The sequence below is a fragment of the Psychroflexus sediminis genome (assembly GCF_900099815.1).
GTDB classification, from domain to species: domain Bacteria; phylum Bacteroidota; class Bacteroidia; order Flavobacteriales; family Flavobacteriaceae; genus Psychroflexus; species Psychroflexus sediminis.
In genome coordinates this window covers 23,819-41,518 of record NZ_FNCW01000014.1, presented here as the reverse complement: position 1 = coordinate 41,518, position 17,700 = coordinate 23,819, and the positions used below count along the sequence as shown (strand labels likewise).

General features: G+C 39.6%; 17 protein-coding genes and 1 tRNA gene. 12 read left to right on the top strand and 6 right to left on the bottom strand.

Going from position 1 to position 17,700, the window contains the following annotated elements; translation table 11 throughout:
• Positions 1-153 precede the first annotated feature (153 nt).
• The 7 genes from BLP81_RS12195 to BLP81_RS12165 all read left to right on the top strand — a co-directional run bounded on the left by BLP81_RS12195 (position 154) and on the right by BLP81_RS12165 (position 4,431).
• Entirely contained in the window at positions 154-402 is a 249-nt protein-coding gene (locus tag BLP81_RS12195) for a DUF6364 family protein (protein WP_093369516.1), read from the top strand.
• Positions 399-821 (top strand): type II toxin-antitoxin system VapC family toxin, encoded by a 423-nt coding sequence (locus tag BLP81_RS12190; RefSeq protein WP_093369511.1) that lies wholly within the window; start codon positions 399-401, stop codon positions 819-821. Before BLP81_RS12195 ends, BLP81_RS12190 begins: the two co-directional genes overlap by 4 nt.
• A gap of 64 nt (positions 822-885) precedes the next feature.
• Positions 886-1,782 carry a S66 peptidase family protein gene (locus BLP81_RS12185; protein WP_093369506.1) on the top strand — a complete coding sequence of 299 codons (897 nt, stop codon included), beginning with the start codon at positions 886-888 and terminating at the stop codon, positions 1,780-1,782.
• A gap of 175 nt (positions 1,783-1,957) precedes the next feature.
• Positions 1,958-2,164 carry a hypothetical protein gene (locus BLP81_RS12180; protein WP_245686470.1) on the top strand — a complete coding sequence of 69 codons (207 nt, stop codon included), beginning with the start codon at positions 1,958-1,960 and terminating at the stop codon, positions 2,162-2,164.
• A 371-nt stretch (positions 2,165-2,535) separates the two neighbouring features.
• Positions 2,536-2,898 carry a YraN family protein gene (locus BLP81_RS12175; protein ID WP_093369502.1) on the top strand — a complete coding sequence of 121 codons (363 nt, stop codon included), beginning with the start codon at positions 2,536-2,538 and terminating at the stop codon, positions 2,896-2,898.
• An 11-nt stretch (positions 2,899-2,909) separates the two neighbouring features.
• Complete coding sequence (locus tag BLP81_RS12170; protein ID WP_093369498.1) at positions 2,910-3,941, top strand: pirin family protein; 1,032 nt, start codon at positions 2,910-2,912, stop codon at positions 3,939-3,941.
• 91 nt (positions 3,942-4,032) lie between these two features.
• A complete protein-coding gene (locus BLP81_RS12165; protein WP_093369493.1) occupies positions 4,033-4,431 on the top strand; it encodes a hypothetical protein in 399 nt (132 codons plus the stop codon).
• A gap of 347 nt (positions 4,432-4,778) precedes the next feature.
• Here BLP81_RS12165 and BLP81_RS12160 read toward each other — a convergent pair whose 3' ends face one another.
• Complete coding sequence (locus tag BLP81_RS12160; protein ID WP_093369487.1) at positions 4,779-6,452, bottom strand: glutamine--tRNA ligase/YqeY domain fusion protein; 1,674 nt, start codon at positions 6,450-6,452, stop codon at positions 4,779-4,781.
• A 263-nt stretch (positions 6,453-6,715) separates the two neighbouring features.
• Positions 6,716-10,168 (bottom strand): pyruvate carboxylase, encoded by a 3,453-nt coding sequence (locus BLP81_RS12155; protein ID WP_093369481.1) that lies wholly within the window; start codon positions 10,166-10,168, stop codon positions 6,716-6,718.
• A 120-nt stretch (positions 10,169-10,288) separates the two neighbouring features.
• On the opposite strand from BLP81_RS12155, the gene BLP81_RS12150 reads away from it, so the two are divergent.
• On the top strand, positions 10,289-10,711 hold the full coding sequence (locus tag BLP81_RS12150) for a TlpA family protein disulfide reductase (RefSeq protein WP_093369477.1): 423 nt from the start codon (positions 10,289-10,291) through the stop codon (positions 10,709-10,711).
• A 23-nt stretch (positions 10,712-10,734) separates the two neighbouring features.
• On the opposite strand, the gene BLP81_RS12145 is transcribed toward BLP81_RS12150, so the two are convergent.
• From BLP81_RS12145 to BLP81_RS12130, 4 genes are all read right to left on the bottom strand, one after another.
• Positions 10,735-11,850: a DUF2914 domain-containing protein gene (locus BLP81_RS12145; protein ID WP_093369473.1), complete on the bottom strand. Its 1,116-nt coding sequence runs from the start codon at positions 11,848-11,850 to the stop codon at positions 10,735-10,737.
• 244 nt (positions 11,851-12,094) lie between these two features.
• Positions 12,095-12,388: a GIY-YIG nuclease family protein gene (locus BLP81_RS12140; protein WP_093369468.1), complete on the bottom strand. Its 294-nt coding sequence runs from the start codon at positions 12,386-12,388 to the stop codon at positions 12,095-12,097.
• Positions 12,389-12,586: 198 nt separating this feature from the next.
• The gene (locus BLP81_RS12135) at positions 12,587-12,835 is read right to left on the bottom strand and encodes a GIY-YIG nuclease family protein (protein WP_093369464.1); all 249 of its coding nucleotides are present in this window, start codon (positions 12,833-12,835) and stop codon (positions 12,587-12,589) included.
• A gap of 92 nt (positions 12,836-12,927) precedes the next feature.
• Positions 12,928-13,001 (bottom strand) — tRNA-Ala (locus BLP81_RS12130).
• Between the two features lie 131 nt (positions 13,002-13,132).
• On the opposite strand from BLP81_RS12130, the gene BLP81_RS12125 reads away from it, so the two are divergent.
• The 4 genes from BLP81_RS12125 (at position 13,133) to BLP81_RS12110 (ending at position 17,490) form a co-directional block, all read left to right on the top strand.
• Positions 13,133-13,717 (top strand): HupE/UreJ family protein, encoded by a 585-nt coding sequence (locus tag BLP81_RS12125; RefSeq protein ID WP_093369461.1) that lies wholly within the window; start codon positions 13,133-13,135, stop codon positions 13,715-13,717.
• Positions 13,718-13,815: 98 nt separating this feature from the next.
• Positions 13,816-14,247, top strand: a complete 432-nt coding sequence (locus BLP81_RS12120; protein WP_093369456.1) for a deoxycytidylate deaminase — start codon at positions 13,816-13,818, stop codon at positions 14,245-14,247.
• Positions 14,244-15,887 (top strand): S41 family peptidase, encoded by a 1,644-nt coding sequence (locus tag BLP81_RS12115; protein ID WP_093369451.1) that lies wholly within the window; start codon positions 14,244-14,246, stop codon positions 15,885-15,887. The genes BLP81_RS12120 and BLP81_RS12115 overlap by 4 nt, the downstream gene beginning before the upstream one ends.
• Positions 15,888-15,894: 7 nt before the next feature.
• Entirely contained in the window at positions 15,895-17,490 is a 1,596-nt protein-coding gene (locus BLP81_RS12110) for an ATP-dependent DNA ligase (protein ID WP_093369447.1), read from the top strand.
• Positions 17,491-17,700 lie beyond the last annotated feature (210 nt).

The following is a 17,700-nucleotide window of genomic DNA, read 5'->3' as shown; positions in this document are numbered from 1 at the left end:
GGAGATGAGCAGAAGGTTTTGATTTCACAGCAGACATTCATTTAAGAATTAAATTGGATTTGTAGGAGTTGAGCAGATGAATCCTAAAAAATCATCATAACATTTAACAGTACGGATTATTGTGTTATATTTGTACGTATAGAATAATTAGCTATGGATTCAAAACTGACTTTAAAGCTCAATCAAAGCGTTATAGAGAAGGCTAAAGTATATGCAGCTGAAAACAAAATGAGTTTATCTCGAATTATAGAGGCTTATTTACAATCGTTAACAAGCAAAAATGACACTTCAGAATTTGACATTTCACCCTTTGTAAAAAGTATAGCCACTGGAACTCAACTCCCTTCTGATATTGACTATAAAAATGAGTATTCTAATTATGTATTAGAAAAATACAAATGAAAAGAAGAATTTTTTTAGACACCAATATTATGTTGGACTTCCTTGGAGAAAGACATCCCTTTTATGATTCAGTCGCGAAAATTGCAACGCTTGCTGAAAAAGGTGAATTAGTCATGGTGGTTTCTCCAATTTCATTTGCAACGGTCAACTATTTTTTAACAAAGTTTGAAAACCCTAAAATAGCAAAAGAGAAACTTAGAAAGTTTAAAATTATCTGTGAAATATGTTCTCTAAATGAACAGACTATAGAAAAGGGACTAAATTCTTCTATAAAGGATTTTGAAGATGCTTTACAATATTTCAGTGCCACCGAATCTAACTGCGACCTTATACTCACTAGAAATGCTAAGGACTTTAAGAAATCATTATTACCTGTAATGACAGCAGATGAGTTTTTAAAATCGCTAATGACTAAATAATCTATGAGTTATGTAGAAATATCAATTTGTAGGAATTAAGTATTTTAGTGCTTCAAATTCAACTATGATTCAACCTCCTCCCCTAGAAAAAAACGACCAGGTCGCTATCATAGCCACTGCAAGAAGCATTACAGAAAAAGACCTGCAACCCGCAATCGACTTATTAAAAACCTGGGGGTTGATACCTGTTTTAGGAACAAGCATTGGTTTACAGGAGCATCAGTTTGCAGGCAGCGATAAAGAACGGGCCGAGGATTTTCAAAATCAGATCAACGATCCTAAGATCAAAGCGATCTGGTTTGCCAAAGGTGGTTACGGCTCAATCCGGCTTTTGGATCTGGTGGATTTTTCTATGCTGAATAACCAGCCTAAATGGCTGATTGGCTATTCGGATGTCACCGCCATTCATCTGCACCTGCAAAACATGGGCATTGCCAGTCTTCATGCGCAAATGGCTTCTGCCATCGAGACCCGGTCTGCTTCCACTTCAGGTGAACTTAAGAAGGTACTATTTGGTAAGAATCTTCAGATTGAATATGCCTCCAGACATACGAATCATGTGAATGGGGAAGTCAAAGCGGAAGTACTGGGTGGCAATCTATCTGTATTATATTCAGCAATAGGAAGTCAAAGCATGCCCAGCTTTAAGAATAAAATTTTATTTCTCGAAGACCTTGATGAATACCTTTACCACATCGACCGGATGATGCAGAATCTGAAAAGAAGCGGACTTCTGAGTCAGATTTCGGGACTGATTGTGGGGGGAATGACCGACATGAATGATAACACTGTTCCCTTTGGTAAAACGGCTGAAGATATCATTTTTGAAGCGGTAAAACACCTAAATATTCCCGTAGCTTTTAACTTCCCCGCAGGCCATGTGGAAACCAATTTGCCCGTCATGTTTGGCAAAACGGCTCAGCTTAGCGTTACTTCTGACAGGGTTCGCTTGGTGTTCTAATCCTGTGTAAACTGAATTGACTACAAATGAAGGCTTTGGCACATCGCCAATGCTGAATAAGCTGATTGGAATGAGGCTTTATACTACCACCCTAACCTGTTGAATAATAAAACTTTAAAGCTATCTGTTAATTGAAAATTAGCAATACCTTTCGACCTGTAAACTCTTAAACAATATGATGAGAAATTTAATGTTAGTAATGGTTATTCTGTTTTCAACAAGTATAGTATTCACCTCTTGTCGGGAAACAACAACAACGACCAAAGAAGTGAGAGTTGAGACCATAGAATCGAAAGGAGCGATAGAACGTGCCGGAGAAAAGGTGGATTCTAAAGTCAATGAGGAAATTGACAAAACCATCGATAAAATCGATAGCGAGTAATAAACTTGATAAGCTCGAACAGATTGTTCGAGCTTTTTTTTATTAAGCAGTTTGCTGTAATTCTATTTTTTTAAAGCACTTCCCATAGATTTAAATTATTATTTCCAAACCTCCTAAAACAAACTCCTTTTCATAATTTCAAAGACTTCATTTCTGATGTAAAGTCATACTTGAATTGATCTTTCAAGAATGACGTATGCTTATCCGTTTAGTGTCCTCAATAATTTTTTATGTTGAAGGCCTGGAAAAAGTCTCGAATGTATAGATGGGACACTTTTGATTCAGGTTTAACGTTTAGGTTTCATAGCCGATATAGAGTTGATAAGCTATCTTTAAGTATCTTAGAGTTAAATTTAGTTGTTATAATAGCCATGGCACAGCATAACGAATTAGGTAAAAGCGGCGAAAAAGACGCGGTGAATTTCCTGAGAAATAAGGGCTATGACATCCTGGAAACCAATTATGTTTACGATAAAGCTGAAGTCGACATCATTGCCAAATCCGGTGAGTATCTGGTCGTCGTGGAAGTGAAAACCAGGAGCACGCCAGACTTTGGCGATCCGCAGGATTTTTTAAAGCCCGCACAAATCAAACGTTTGATTAAGGCTGTGGACTATTATATAAATGAAAAGGATATCGATCTGGAAGTGCGCTTTGATATTATAGCGATAATTAAAAATAAATTAGGAAAACGTATAGAGCATCTTGAGGATGCTTTTTATTACTTTGAATAAAATTTAATGCTATGAGTAAGCCCGTTTTAAAAATAAAAGAGCTCGGTTTTCACTGGGAAACCAAAGATCCGTTTATGTTTTGTGCCTTTCATCAGGATCAGTTTCCTAAAGGCGAAGCTAACTTAGGCCCACCTAAAGAGGCTCTGAAAGGGCGATTTCTCGGAAACGATTTCCAGAAAAAAGATGGCTGGAGAATGTATCACGGACAGGAAGTGCCGGGATTCCCCTACCATCCGCACGCCGGTTTTGAAACCATCACTTTGGTGGAACAGGGCTATGCAGACCACTCCGATTCTATGGGCGCCAAAGGGCGTTTTGGCGAGGGCGATGCACAGTGGATGACGGCCGGAAAAGGGGTGTTACATTCGGAAATGTTTCCACTGCTGCACCGGGATCAGGAAAATCCCTTACTCTTGTTTCAGATTTGGCTGAACTTACCCAGGCGATCCAAAAAAGTAGAGCCGCATTACAAGATGCTTTGGCATGAGAATATTCCGATAGTTGAAGAACAGGACGAGAACGGAAAAACTATTAAAGTCAAAGTGATCGCCGGAAAGTATAAATCAGAGAAAGCACTGGATCCGACACCAGATTCGCTGGCGGCTGAAGACAACAACGACATCCAGGTGTGGAGAATTACCCTGGAAGCGGGAGCAGAATTTACACTCCCAGCCGGGGATGCCAAGAGTAACCGCGTATTGTTTTTCTACGAAGGCGAAGAACTCAAAACCGAAGGTTTTGAAATTCCCGAGGGACATTCCCTTGATCTGGATGCTTCGCAGGAACTTAAACTAGTCAATGGCACTCAAAAAGCTGAGCTGCTTTTGCTACAGGGAAAACCCATCAACGAACCTGTGGTTCAACAGGGACCATTTGTAGCCAATTCACGTGAAGAAATGAGTGAAATCATCGGCGAATACCAGCGCACGCATTTTGGCGGATGGCCCTGGCCAAAAGCGGAATTTACCCATGGAGACCGGGGACGTTTCGCCTTGTTTGCGGATGGAACTTTGGTGGAAAAATCTCAGCAAGAACTAACTTAAAAAGGCAGTTCTGATTTTATGCATTCCTTTTGCTCCGCTCGTCGGATGCAAGAGGAAAGGTGCTTTGAACCTCTTATTTAAACCATTTATTATGAAAAAAATCATCCTTCTTTTAATTGTAAGTTTTAGCTTGATATCTTGTGTAGACTTATTCCTGGACGATGATATCAATTATCCGGATACTGGAGAACCCGTCACTTCTTTTCAAATCAATGTTGGTAATAACTCAGCAGGAGGTAACAATATCGTTGAATCAAGCTTAGGAACCTACCGAGAGGACCAAAGCGCAAGCTTTAAGTTACAGGCGCAGCATTACCAAATCAGTAAACTAGAACGAAATCAGGACACCGGAGAAATTATTTACATATACCAGCCTCAACAAGATTATGTTGGAGAAGACTATGTCGAAATACTTGCTCCGACCGATAGCAATGGAAATCGAGTGTTTGAAAGTAAGGTGTTTGAATTTCAAATCAACGTAGGTAATTGAAGAGTTAAATGGGTTAAAGTGATTCAATCGGCCTATCAAAAAAAATATTTAAAATCAAGGAAATCATTTAATAGAAATAAAAATTGCCCCATTGAGCAAAGTGGACAGGTATTAAACTCTGAAATTTAAAAAGTTTTCGATAGTGTTTTGTTAACGAATAGAAAGGTTATCAATGGCAACTTTATTAATAATCAGGCTGTTTTGTTTAAGTTCGAGCGGAGTCGAGAACCATCTACATCTCGACTCCGCTCAATGCTAAAACATATAAAAAAACCTATTTGATATTAAATGAATTTAAAAAAATTTCAAGAAGCTAGAACTGACAAAATCAGGCATTTTAGAGCGTCTTACTTATTCTTCCAGTTATCCCTCAGCGTTACGGTCCTGTTAAAAACCAGGTTGTCCTCAGTTGAATCCCTGTCCACACAGAAATACCCAATGCGTTGAAACTGAAATTTATCTTCAGTCCTCGCTAATTTTAAATAGGGCTCTACATAGGCCTTACTGATTTCCAAAGACTCCGGGTTAACGAATTCTAGGAAGTCCTTTTCCTTGTCGGCCGTAGGATCTTCAACGCTAAACAATCTGTCGTAAAGTCTCACCTCAGCTTCCACAGCATGTGGAATCGACACCCAGTGCAGGGTCCCTTTCACTTTACGCTGAGAGGCTTCCGTCCCACTCCCGCTTTTACTCTCAGCATCATACGTACAGTGCACTTCCAGAATGTTGCCGTTGTCATCTTTCACCACATTCTCGGCTTTGATGATGTAAGCGTTTTTCAACCGAACTTCCTTTCCTAGTTTCAAACGGAAAAACTTCCGGTTGGCTTCTTCTCTGAAGTCTTCCTGCTCGATAAACAGTTCTCTGGAGAAAGGAACTTTATGTTCCCCTGCAGATTCGTCTTCAGGGTTGTTTTCGGCAATGAGCCATTCCTCCTGTTCTTCAGGATAATTGGTGATGACCACTTTCAAAGGGTTCATCACACCCATCACACGAGGTGCTTTTTGGTTGAGATCATCTCTCACGCAAAACTCCAGGTGAGCGACATCTATCATGTTTTCCCGTTTGCCGATGCCGATGCTGTCTGCAAAAGTTCTGATCGATTCTGGCGTATACCCGCGTCTTCTCAATCCAGAAATGGTAGGCATTCGGGGATCATCCCAGGAACTCACGATATTTTGTTCTACAAGATGAGCCAGTTTCCGTTTGCTAACGACTGTGTGACTCAAGTTTCTTCTGGCAAACTCACGCTGTTTGGGTACCAGCTCACCGGGCTTGCTCACGCGCTCCACAAACCAGTTGTAAAGCTCGCGGTGTGGCAGAAATTCTAGCGTACAAAACGAATGAGAGATCGACTCAATAAAGTCAGATTCTCCATGCGCCCAGTCGTACATTGGGTAAATCATCCAGTCGTTTCCTGTTCGGTGGTGGGCTTTGTGCAGACACCTGTACATCACAGGATCCCGCATAATCATATTTGGAGAAGCCATATCTATTCTAGCACGGAGCACATGGGCTTTTTCGCCGGTTTCTCCGTTCTTCATAGCTTCAAAAAGCTCTAAGTTTTCTTTCACAGAACGATCTCTGTAAGGACTCGCCGTTCCCGGCTGTGTTGGTGTTCCTTTTTGGGAAGCGATGTCTTCAGACGACTGGCTATCCACATAAGCATCTCCGGCCTTAATCAACTCTACAGCCCAGTCATACAACTGCTGAAAATAGTCTGAAGCATAGCATTCCTGCGCCCACTCAAACCCAAGCCACTTTACATCGCTTTTGATGGAATCCACATACACCGTTTCTTCCTTAAGCGGATTAGTATCATCAAATCTTAAATTAACGGGAGCATTGTATTTCAGCCCCAAACCAAAATTCAGGCAAATCGATGATGCATGTCCAATATGCAAAAACCCATTGGGTTCTGGCGGGAAGCGAAATTTTAAGTCGCTTACTTTATAGTTGGTTTTCAAATCCTCTTCAATGATCTGCTCAATGAAATTCAAAGATTTTTTCTCTTCAGACATAATTCTAATTTAAGTTGCAAATTTACTTAAATTCACCTTGCTACGCAGAGCAGGCTGCATAAGATTTTTTCAGATTTCTTCTGATTTTGGATTTCGACAGATTTCAGGTGTAGAATAAATTAGCCTAAGGCCACAGCATCCCTTCAGCTTCATGCTCAGGCTTTGGGTTCTGCTGAAGGGTCTCGGGTATTTTTTAGACATTTTTACATTTAAATACAAAAGCCCTCTCAAAGTGAAAGGGCTTTGTAACTAGTATTCGATTTCTACTTCAGTTCAACCACTAAATCATCGGCATACACCATAATACCGGGCTTAAGGGCAATCTTACTGACTTCTCCTTCAGCATTGGCGGTAACGGTGGTTTCCATTTTCATGGCTTCGATGATAAACAAAGGTTGGTTTTTCTTCACTTTATCTCCTTTTTTGACAAGAATTTGAGTTAGTGAGCCCTGGAGCGGCGCACCTACTTGTTTCTCATCCGACTTGTCTGCTTTTTCATGAGCAACATTAACTACTTTTACATCTTCATTTCTAACTTGAATATTTCGAGTTTGCCCGTTTACTTTAAAGAATACAGTGGCCATACCGTCATCATCGGTTCTGCCAACAGAAACCAGGGTAATCAGCAAAGTTTTTCCACGATCAAGTTCAACTACGATCTCCTCACCGGGTTCCATTCCATAGAAAAAATTCTTGGTGGGGATGTTGAAAACACTACCATATTTCAGATGGTGGTTGTAAGCGTCTGTGAACACTTTGGGATATAATTTATAGGATAAGAAGTCGGTGAACTCTAAAACTCTGTCCATGTCGGCCGAAAACATATTTTGAAATTCTTTGAATTCTTTTTCAAAATCCACGGGTTCCAAATGTGCATTGGGTCTGTCGGTATAAGGTTTTTCGTCTTTTAAAATGATCTTCTGAATTTTCTCCGGAAAGCCACCAACGGGCTGACCCAAATCCCCTTTAAAGAAACTCACGACCGACTGGGGAAAGGATAAATTTTCGCCGTCTTCCAAAACATCGTCAATGCTTAAATTATTACTCACTAAATACTGGGCCATGTCCCCCACTACTTTAGAACTTGGCGTTACCTTGATAATATCTCCAAAGAGTTTATTCACCTGAGCGTACATATCTGTGATTTCATGAAATCGGTCTGCAAGTCCCAGAGATTCCGCCTGTGGCTTCAAATTGGAATATTGACCGCCGGGAATTTCATGGGTATACACTTCTCCTGTTCCGGATTTCAATCCGGACTCAAAAGGATAGTAATAAGTTCTCACCTGCTCCCAGTATATGGAGTATTCGTTGAGTTTTTGGACATCCAGTTTATTTTCTCTTGGATGGTATTTAAGGACCTCAACCAGTGAATTGAAATTGGGTTGTGAAGTCAGACCCGACAACCCGCCAAGGGCAACATCTACCACATCTACTCCGGCTTCTATGGCGTTGAGGTAAGTAGAGGCCTGCATCGACGAGGTATCGTGCGTATGCAGGTGAATTGGAATCTTAACTTCAGATTTTAAGGCCGACACCAGTTCTTTGGCAGCATTCGGTTTAAGCAAACCAGCCATGTCTTTGATTGCCAAAACATGAGCACCGGCATTTTCAAGGTCTTTGGCCAGCTGGGTATAGTAGCTTAATGTGTATTTAGTTCGGTTAGGATCCATGATATCCCCGGTATAGCACATCGAGGCTTCCGCTAAACCACCGGTATTTTTTCTCACGTATTCTATACAGGGCGCTATGGATTTCATCCAGTTTTGTGAATCAAAAATCCTGAAAATATCAATACCACTGTTCCAGGATTCGGTGACAAAACGCTCAATCAGGTTGTCCGGATAAGCGGTATAGCCCACCCCATTGGATCCTCTCAAAAGCATTTGCAGCAAAATGTTGGGCATTGCTTTTCTCAAAATTTTGAGTCGCTCCCACGGATTTTCCTTCAGAAATCGCATACACACATCAAAGGTGGCTCCACCCCATACCTCCATACTAAAGACTTCAGGATGAGATTTAGCAAAATTTTCCGCCACTTTCTGCATATCATAGGTTCGCATACGCGTTGCCAGTAAACTCTGGTGCCCATCACGCATGGTGGTGTCGGTAAAATGAATTTTCTTTTCATCGGATAACCACTTCGCAAATTCATCGGGACCAAGCTTGGTCAGTAAATCTTTGGTCCCTTTCTGGTAAGGCGTTGATTTGGATAATTTTGGAACTTCTGGTTTTAAGAATTTCGGGTTATCGATGGTGTGCTTTACATCGGGATTGCCGTTGACGGTAATATCCCCTAGAAAATGAACCATTTTGGTAGCCCGGTTTCTCGGCTCTTTGATGTTGAAAAGCTCAGGTGTGTTCTTGATATAATTCACCGTTACTTTTCCTTCGCGGAAAGTGGAGTCTTTTAAAATATTATCGAGAAAGGCCATATTGGTTTTTACCCCACGCACCCTAAATTCTGCCAGGGCACGTCGCATTTTACGGCAGGCATCATCCAGAGTTCTGCTGCTCGCTGAGACCTTAACCAGCATCGAATCAAAAAACGGAGAGATTTTCACACCCTGGTAAACACTACCGGCATCCAGGCGAATTCCAAAACCTGAAGCACTTCGGTAAGTGGTAATGGTTCCATAATCCGGCTTGAAATCATTTTTAGGATCTTCGGTTGTAATTCTACACTGCACGGCATATCCGTTTATAGAAACCGAATCCTGGTCAGGAAGTTTTATTTCTTCGTCAGATAGTTTGTAATTATCGGCGATATAAAGCTGGGTTTTAATCAGATCTATACCTGTCACTACTTCTGTTACCGTATGTTCAACCTGCACTCTGGGATTAACTTCAATGAAATAAATACTGCCGTCATCATCCACAAGGAATTCAACAGTACCAATATTGTTATAATTTACTGCTTTACAGATTTTGACCGCATACTTATAAAGATTGTTTTTGACCGTTTCATCCAGATCCTTGGAAGGCGCAAATTCAATTACTTTTTGATAGCGGCGCTGGACCGAGCAATCCCTTTCAAAAAGATGGAGAATGTTGCCATGGTTGTCGGCCACAATTTGAATTTCAATATGTTTTGGGTTTTCTATAAATTTTTCAAGGAAAACCGTTTCATCGCCAAAGGCATTTTTAGCTTCCCGCCTAGATTCGCCGTAGGCATTTTCGAGTTCATCCATGCTTCTAAGCACCCGCATTCCGCGACCTCCTCCTCCTGATGCAGCTTTTAGCATCAGGGGAAATCCTATACGTTCAGCTTCTTCCGTGGCAATTTCCAGAGAGGTCAAATCTTTTTTATTGCTTTCAATGATGGGCACCTCATTGTCGATAGCTACTTTCTTGGCGGTGACCTTATCGCCCAAAGATTTCAGAACATCTACTTTAGGGCCTACAAAAACGATGTTATTGTCCTCGCAGGCCTGAGCAAATTTTGAATTTTCAGAAAGAAAACCATAACCAGGATGTATGGCATCCACACCGTTTTCTTTGGCGACACGAATGATTTCGTCAATGTCCAGGTAAGGTTTAAGCGGCTCTTTATCGTCGCCGACCTGGTAAGATTCATCGGCTTTGTATCTGTGTAAGGAATACCTGTCTTCGTAAGTGTAAATTCCAACAGTTCTAATACCTATTTCCGTACAGGCGCGAAAAATTCGGATAGCGATTTCACCTCTGTTGGCCACTAAAACTTTTTTGATGTTCATTCTGATCGTGTTTATTTTGAAATTAATACAGGTAAGTTTTAAATTTATAAAAATAAATTTGCCAACCTCGTAGATTTGGGGTTTTTTTAAAACAAAATCGATTTAATTAGACCTAAATAAATGGAAACTCAACTCAAATCCTTAGACAACGAGATACTTTCAATTCATGATCTATTAAAGAAAGGACAAATAAACCTTATCCTTTTTTACAATACGTATTGTCTTGGCTGTACTGGAAGAGCTATTCCTTTTGCTTACAAGTTATCTCAACATTTTCCCGAATTGAATTTAATTGTTATTCATACCAATTTTGGAAATCAGATGTTTTCTAAAACTGAAATTTTAGACATTTTCACTTCAAAAACATCGCCTTTTGAAATTTATTTGGATCCTGATGCTGAAGCTTACAACTATTTTGAATGTGAAGGCACTCCGCATTGGATAGTTTTGGACCAAAATTTAAACATTTCCCGAAGTATTTTTGGTTCTCAAAATCAAGCTCAGCAAAGATTATGGTATGCTATTGAGGAATTGAAAGTTTAGCAGAATTATTCTTACTATTTTACTTAAAATGATTTTTCTACCAGAGATTTCTCAGGAAATTCGGATGTGTTTTTAATCACAAAATCTACAACACCAATTATTAATTCTTCTTCAGTGATCACCTGAACTTTCCATTGGCCTTCCGTAACATTGGTTTTATAAGTATATCCGCGAAAACCACGACCACGTCCACCAGTAACTTCAAAACCAATATCTTCAGTCACTTCCCAGTTTTCAGTGTCAGGATTATACCATTTCCACCGATGAAAAACCGATGTATTTAAATCTGTAGGTGCAAAAATAGAGGTAAACACATACACAGGTTCATCATCAAGACGATGAAAATCGATTTGATGTGATCGCCAGAATATATACCAGTCGTCACTTTCATAGGTAAGGATGTATTTGTTATCCTTGATTTGGACATCATGAGCCACCAATCCCGTTTCCATAGCAAGAGGAACCGGCGGGATGAGCCTGAAATAGTAAAACACATTGGTAGATATATACAGAAAGAGGATAAGGCTTACCAGTTTTTTTAAGCTTATCTCTGTTCTGGTGCTTGGACTGGAGGCGTAAATGAATACGATGAGTGCCAGCGTGCTTCCTAAACTTACGAGTCCAGAAATAATAAAAACAACAGTGTTTATTTCCTTTATAAACACAGGGATCATAAAGGCAAAAAATGTAAAGCTTATAAAAAAGTAGACACTAAACTGAAGGTATTTATTGGATATTTTCTTTTTAAGAAATTCATTGGCAAATAAAAGAATAAGTAGCAAAATGAAAAAGGCCATCGTTTTTGACAAGGAGACACTTCTAAAGAAATAAATGACAAAAGCACTTGAAAGACCTCCAAAGAAAAACTGTATCACCAGCGGAAAGTATTTGGAATAACGCCCGATGAAAGTGCCCTCCCACTTGCCATCATCGTCTAAATTGAATAAATAAAGGCTTATCGTTAATAAAGCCATATACAGGCAGAGAAACACGATATCGTAGGTGCGATCTATTCGGCCTAAAGTGAACGTGTCAAAAATAAAGCCGCCAGTAAAGAACAGGACAGGTGCATACTTTTGATGGCGAGAAAGGAATTTTCTAAAAGCACAATTTTTAAATCTTACTAAAGCTCTTTTCATGATGTATTATGAAGACTAAATGTATAGCATTTTACCTGGCGATTATTTTTCTTAGATATTTTTATGAAAATTATTAATCTATATTTAATCCACAATGAATGGCTAAAGATAACTGCCCTAAAAAAAGTATTGACGTCTTCTAAAATCTTTTAAAAATCAAAATTTCAAAAAATTAAAATCGATTTTTAATGAGAACCTATGGCCTGCTCCTTTAAATAAAAAACCACTCCGTAAAGAAGTGGTTTTAGAATGAAGTGGAGAATATCGTCCCGAAGCATCGGGAGAGCCGATGGCCTTTAGATATAAATTTAATTAGCCTTTCTCTGGATTTGAGAGTTTTGAGTTTTTGCTCAAGTTGATATGCCTCTTTTCTGGTGTTAAAGCTTTGCTGCCAAATTAACTTCCAGGGGCTGTAGGGTTTAGTGTATCTAGAAAACCCCTTGTTGTGCTCTTCAAGTCTTTTTTGTAAATCTTGGGACTGGCCGATGTAAAATCGGCCATCCTTTAAAGATTCTAGTATGTAAGTGAAATATTGCATAATAATGAGCTATTACCAAAACTTCCGGAAAGTCAACTTCGTATTTTGAAATCAAAAAAACCACTCCTAAGAGAAGTGGTTTTTGTGGAGAATATCGGATTCGAATCCCATGATTTAAGCTTCTCTGAAGCTATAAATCATGTGGACTCTCGGCATTAATAGCCTTTGAAAAAGGCTTTAATGTCGGAGCCGATGGCCTCATCCTTTGGATATAAATTTAATTAGCCTTTCTCTGGATTTGAGAGTTTTGAGTTTTTGCTCAAGTTGATATGCCTCTTTTCTGGTGTTAAAGCTTTGCTGCCAAATTAACTTCCAGGGTCTGTAGGGTTTAGTGTATCTAGAAAACCCCTTGTTGTGCTCTTCAAGTCTCTTTTGTAAATCTTGAGACTGGCCGATGTAAAATCGGCCATCCTTTAAAGATTCTAGTATGTAAGTGAAATATTGCATAGTAATGAGCTATTACCAAAACTTCCGGAAAATCAACTTCGTATTTTGAAATCAAAAAAACCACTCCTAAAAGAAGTGGTTTTAGAATAAAGTGGAGAATATCGGATTCGAACCGATGGCCTCCACGCTGCCAGCGTGGCGCTCTAGCCAACTGAGCTAATCCCCCGAGCTTACAAAAATAAACAAATTTCAGACGTGTCGAAATCATACTTCAATTATTTTGAGTATTAGATACTCTGAAACCATTTCAGAAGCAATTTTTATTTAATTTTATCAACTAAACTTAAGATTTAACACATGGAAGATTTTTGGCTGTACCTCAAAATGGGTTTTGAGCATGTTTTGGACTGGAATGCATACGATCACGTGCTTTTTCTTACAGCTTTAGTGGCATCTCTGTCCTTCCCTCAGAGTAAAAAGGTCATTTGGCTGGTGACACTTTTCACATTGGGTCATATTTTATCCTTGGCGCTTTCTGCTTTTAATATCCTGAGGGTAAACACTGATCTCATTGAATTTTTAATTCCTTTAAGCATTATTGTTACGGCGGTTTATAATGTCTTTACGGTTGGAAAAATCAAAGGAAAAAACAAAGCCACTCTTCTTTACTTTTTTACTTTCTTCTTTGGCCTGGTCCACGGCTTTGGTTTTTCGACCTACTTCAATATGCTTGCCAAAGGCACTGATACTATTTTACTGATGCTGGTAGAATTTGCCCTTGGAATAGAACTCGCTCAAATTTTGGTGGTTTTTGTAGTTCTGCTTTTAGGGTTTATTGTTCAAAATATTTTCAGATTTTCCAAAAGAGATTGGGTACTTGTCATTTCTTCAATCGTCCTTGGAATGACAATCCCCATCCTTATAGACAATTGGATTTTCTGAACGCTGTCAAAATCAACAATTTAGAGTTTAAGTAAATTTAGGCAGCTTCTTAACGCTTGTAAAGAATCATAAGTTTTATATTCGAATTTATTTTGCGAATGGTAACAGAAAAACAACTCAAATATGATAAAGCTTACCTGCGAATTGCTCGAGAGTGGGGTAAGTTATCTCATTGTAAGCGAAAACAAGTAGGAGCCATCATCGTCAAAGATCGCATGATCATTTCCGATGGTTTCAATGGTACCCCGACTGGATTTGACAATGCATGTGAGGATGAAGACGACCTTACCAAATGGTACGTGCTTCATGCTGAAGCAAATGCTATTCTTAAAGTCTCCGCTTCCACACAATCGTCAAAAAATGCAAGCCTTTACATCACCTTATCTCCTTGTAAAGAATGTAGTAAGCTCATACATCAAGCTGGCATCATTCGTGTGGTGTATCAGCAAGCTTATAAAGATAATTCAGGTTTGGATTTTTTAAAAAAGGCTGGTGTTCAACTAGAACATATTCAAGATCTTGAGGAATGAATAAAAAAATGAAAATAATTTTACCCCTGCTTATAACTGTGTTTTTTGTAGCAGGAATATGGCTCGGAAATCTATTGGATTTTCAGGACAACTCTCTTTACAGCTCATCCTCTAAACGTCAAAAGCTAAACAGACTGATTAATTTCATCGATAAGGAATATGTAGATGAAGTGAATACAGATAGCATCGTGGACATTACTGTAACCTCTATTTTAGAGAATTTAGACCCGCATTCTGCTTACATCTCCAGGCAAGAATTTGACTATGTCCAAGATAATATGCGTGGAGATTTTGTTGGGATTGGTATAAATTTCTACACCATTAAAGATACCATTGCTGTCATAAGAACCTTGGAAAAAGGTCCTGGTGAAAAAGCTGGTCTTGAAGCTGGAGACCGAATCCTGTACGCAGACGCTGTCCCTTTATTTGGAAATAATATGTCGAACGATTCCATCATAGAGCTGCTCAAAGGACCCGAGAATTCCAAGGTCAAGCTCAAAGTCAAACGTTTTGGAGTAAATGATTTACTGGATTTTGAAATCAACAGAGGCACAGTTCCCTTAAAGAGTGTTGACGCTGGATACATGGTGAATGACACCTTGGGATATATCAAAATCAATAGATTTGCTGAATCAACTTACTCCGAATTCAAAGCCAAAATGAAGCAGTTTGCCACTCCAAAAATGAAAAGTATCATTTTGGATTTAAGAAATAATGGCGGTGGGTTTTTAAAGCAGGCTACTCTTATTCTGGATGAATTTATCGCCGATGGAAAATTGCTTTTATTCACCAAAAATAAAAGCGGGGACTTAAGAAAAACTTATGCTACTGAATACGGAATATATGAAGACCAAAATCTGTATGTGTTTATAGATGAGAAATCCGCTTCTGCAAGTGAAATTGTAGCCGGGGCGATTCAAGATAATGACAGAGGAACTATCATTGGACGACGCTCTTTTGGAAAAGGGCTTGTGCAGCGGGAAATGAATCTTGGAGATGGAAGCGCCGTGAGACTGACTGTTGCCAGATATTATACCCCAACAGGAAGGTCTATCCAGCGACCTTATGAAAATGGAAATAGTGAAGCTTATTATTCCAGATACATGGAGCGCTATACCAATGGAGAACTCCTGAGTAAAGACAGCATTACAACGGATGATTCCCTGAGGTATAAAACTCCAGAAGGCAAGATTGTTTACGGAGGCGGCGGGATTATTCCAGATGTTTTTGTCCCTAGAAGCGCCTCACAAGATATCCAGGATATCAAATTTATGTATGAAGGTGGAGTGATGGATCGGTTTATTTTTAATTTGTTGGATGAAGACAGAATATATTATAATTCGCTTTCTCAAAACGATTTTTTAGAAAGAAGACTTATCACTGAAGAAGTCTTAGATAAATTCACGCGTTATCTTGGGGATTATAATATGTACTACAACTTTGGAAGTAGCAGTTATGTTTTAAAAAAATATCTAAAAGCGACTATGGCAAGGCAGTTGTTTGGCAGCGATCTTGCTGAAAAGATTTCCAACGAAAATGGAGCTTTCATCACAGCTCTTCTAAATTCTAATTTAGGACGGTCTGATCTGCCGGCAAGTCTTAAAACAAAAACTTCAGAAGAAAACCCAGCAACAGACTAACGGGTGTATGAAAGATTTTGCTCAATTGGTAAAAACGATAGACAGCACCAACAAGACCAATAGAAAGGTGGAGGCGCTGAGCAACTACTTTCTAAAAGCTTCAGATACTGACAAAGTTTGGACCATTGCCATTTTATCTCACAGAAGACCTCCCAGACCAGTAAATAGTACGCTGATAAGAAATTACGCTTCAGAATTGGCAGATATTCCTCTATGGCTTTTTGAAGAATCTTATCATATTGTGGGCGACCTCGCCGAAACTATTGCGCTTGTTGTCCCCGAAAAAGTAAAAACTACCGAAAAAAGCTTAAGTCAGTATCTACAGGAAATACTTCAGCTCAAACCAAAATCAGAAGAAGAGAAAAAACAATACCTCATCGAGAATTGGAGCCAGCTGAATTATTACGAGCGTTTTGTATTTACCAAATTGATTACAGGCGGGTTCAGAATAGGCGTAAGTCAGAAACTGATGACCCGCGCACTTTCCATAGCTACCGGCATCGATGAGGATATTTTGGCTTTCAAACTCATGGGAAACTGGGACCCTGGCAAGATTTCATATTCTGAATTGATCCTGGAAGAAAATGAAGCGGATTACTTGTCCAAGCCGTATCCCTTTTATCTCGCTTATGCCATAGAAGAGGAGGCGTCGGAACTGGGAAATCCTGCCGACTGGATTGCGGAACACAAATGGGACGGTATCCGTTCACAGCTGATTGTTAGAAAAGGACAGCTTTTTGTGTGGAGTCGTGGCGAAGAACTGGTCACCGACAAATATCCAGAATTCGAAGCGTTTACGGAAGTTCTCCCCGATGGAACCGTTTTGGATGGTGAGATTTTGCCGTATCCAAACGCGGGAATCGGAGATTTTAAGGACCTGCAAACCCGAATCGGTCGTAAAAATGTCAGCAAAGCCCTTTTAAAAAAATTGCCCGTTATCCTGAAAGCTTACGATATACTGGAATACCAGGGAGAAGACATTCGCTCAACCCCATTTGAAAAACGAAGAGAAATTCTAGATGACCTTTTCGCTGAGTATTCATCAAAAATAAAGCCTTTTCATTTGTCTGAAACCATGCGCTTTTCATCCTGGGAGGACATGGCCAGGGAACGTCAAAAAGCAAGGGAGATCAAGTCTGAAGGACTTATGATAAAACGAGCGGATTCCAGCTATGGTGTTGGTCGCAAAAAGGGAGACTGGTGGAAATGGAAATCAGATCCGTTTAGTATTGATGCGGTGCTTACCTATGCGATGCGTGGACACGGTAGAAGGAGTAACCTGTTTACAGATTATACCTTTGCGCTGTGGAATGACGATAAAACAGAGCTGGTCACTTTCGCCAAAGCTTACTCCGGTCTGACGGATAAAGAATTTAAGAAAATTGATGCGTGGATCAAGAAAAACACCATCGAGCGTTTTGGTCCTGTAAGAAGTGTGGAGCACGAACAGGTATTCGAAATCGCCTTTGAAGGTATCGCAGAATCCAAACGCCACAAAAGCGGCATTGCCACACGCTTTCCAAGAATCCTGCGCTGGCGACAGGATAAAAAAATTGCAGACGCCAATACCTTAGAAGATTTAAAGGCCATGATTCCTGAGTGAAGACGATGAAGATAAAAAGAGGAAAGAACAAAGAGAAAAGAGAGAGTTCAGAGACTAAACAAATAGACAAAGACGAAGACGAAGACGAAAATAATAGTAGAAGGTAAATATTAGAAGTACGAAGTAGAAAAACTTAAAAATTCAAAATTTGAGGCGGTGAGCTTGAAATTTGAAATAATAGATTTGAAATAACAAATTTGAAATCCGGTA

What these genes read in the sequence shown, in the direction of transcription:
- BLP81_RS12185 (WP_093369506.1), top strand. Translation starts at nt 886, where the DNA reads ATGATTCAACCTCCTCCCCTAGAAAAAAACGACCAGGTCGCTATCATA.
- BLP81_RS12140 (WP_093369468.1), bottom strand. Translation starts at nt 12,388, where the DNA reads ATGCAATATTTCACTTACATACTAGAATCTTTAAAGGATGGCCGATTT.
- BLP81_RS12155 (WP_093369481.1), bottom strand. Translation starts at nt 10,168, where the DNA reads ATGAACATCAAAAAAGTTTTAGTGGCCAACAGAGGTGAAATCGCTATC.
- BLP81_RS12150 (WP_093369477.1), top strand. Translation starts at nt 10,289, where the DNA reads ATGGAAACTCAACTCAAATCCTTAGACAACGAGATACTTTCAATTCAT.
- BLP81_RS12180 (WP_245686470.1), top strand. Translation starts at nt 1,958, where the DNA reads ATGATGAGAAATTTAATGTTAGTAATGGTTATTCTGTTTTCAACAAGT.
- BLP81_RS12160 (WP_093369487.1), bottom strand. Translation starts at nt 6,452, where the DNA reads ATGTCTGAAGAGAAAAAATCTTTGAATTTCATTGAGCAGATCATTGAA.
- BLP81_RS12110 (WP_093369447.1), top strand. Translation starts at nt 15,895, where the DNA reads ATGAAAGATTTTGCTCAATTGGTAAAAACGATAGACAGCACCAACAAG.
- BLP81_RS12115 (WP_093369451.1), top strand. Translation starts at nt 14,244, where the DNA reads ATGAATAAAAAAATGAAAATAATTTTACCCCTGCTTATAACTGTGTTT.
- BLP81_RS12175 (WP_093369502.1), top strand. Translation starts at nt 2,536, where the DNA reads ATGGCACAGCATAACGAATTAGGTAAAAGCGGCGAAAAAGACGCGGTG.
- BLP81_RS12170 (WP_093369498.1), top strand. Translation starts at nt 2,910, where the DNA reads ATGAGTAAGCCCGTTTTAAAAATAAAAGAGCTCGGTTTTCACTGGGAA.
- BLP81_RS12125 (WP_093369461.1), top strand. Translation starts at nt 13,133, where the DNA reads ATGGAAGATTTTTGGCTGTACCTCAAAATGGGTTTTGAGCATGTTTTG.
- BLP81_RS12165 (WP_093369493.1), top strand. Translation starts at nt 4,033, where the DNA reads ATGAAAAAAATCATCCTTCTTTTAATTGTAAGTTTTAGCTTGATATCT.
- BLP81_RS12135 (WP_093369464.1), bottom strand. Translation starts at nt 12,835, where the DNA reads ATGCAATATTTCACTTACATACTAGAATCTTTAAAGGATGGCCGATTT.
- BLP81_RS12120 (WP_093369456.1), top strand. Translation starts at nt 13,816, where the DNA reads ATGGTAACAGAAAAACAACTCAAATATGATAAAGCTTACCTGCGAATT.
- BLP81_RS12190 (WP_093369511.1), top strand. Translation starts at nt 399, where the DNA reads ATGAAAAGAAGAATTTTTTTAGACACCAATATTATGTTGGACTTCCTT.
- BLP81_RS12195 (WP_093369516.1), top strand. Translation starts at nt 154, where the DNA reads ATGGATTCAAAACTGACTTTAAAGCTCAATCAAAGCGTTATAGAGAAG.
- BLP81_RS12145 (WP_093369473.1), bottom strand. Translation starts at nt 11,850, where the DNA reads ATGAAAAGAGCTTTAGTAAGATTTAAAAATTGTGCTTTTAGAAAATTC.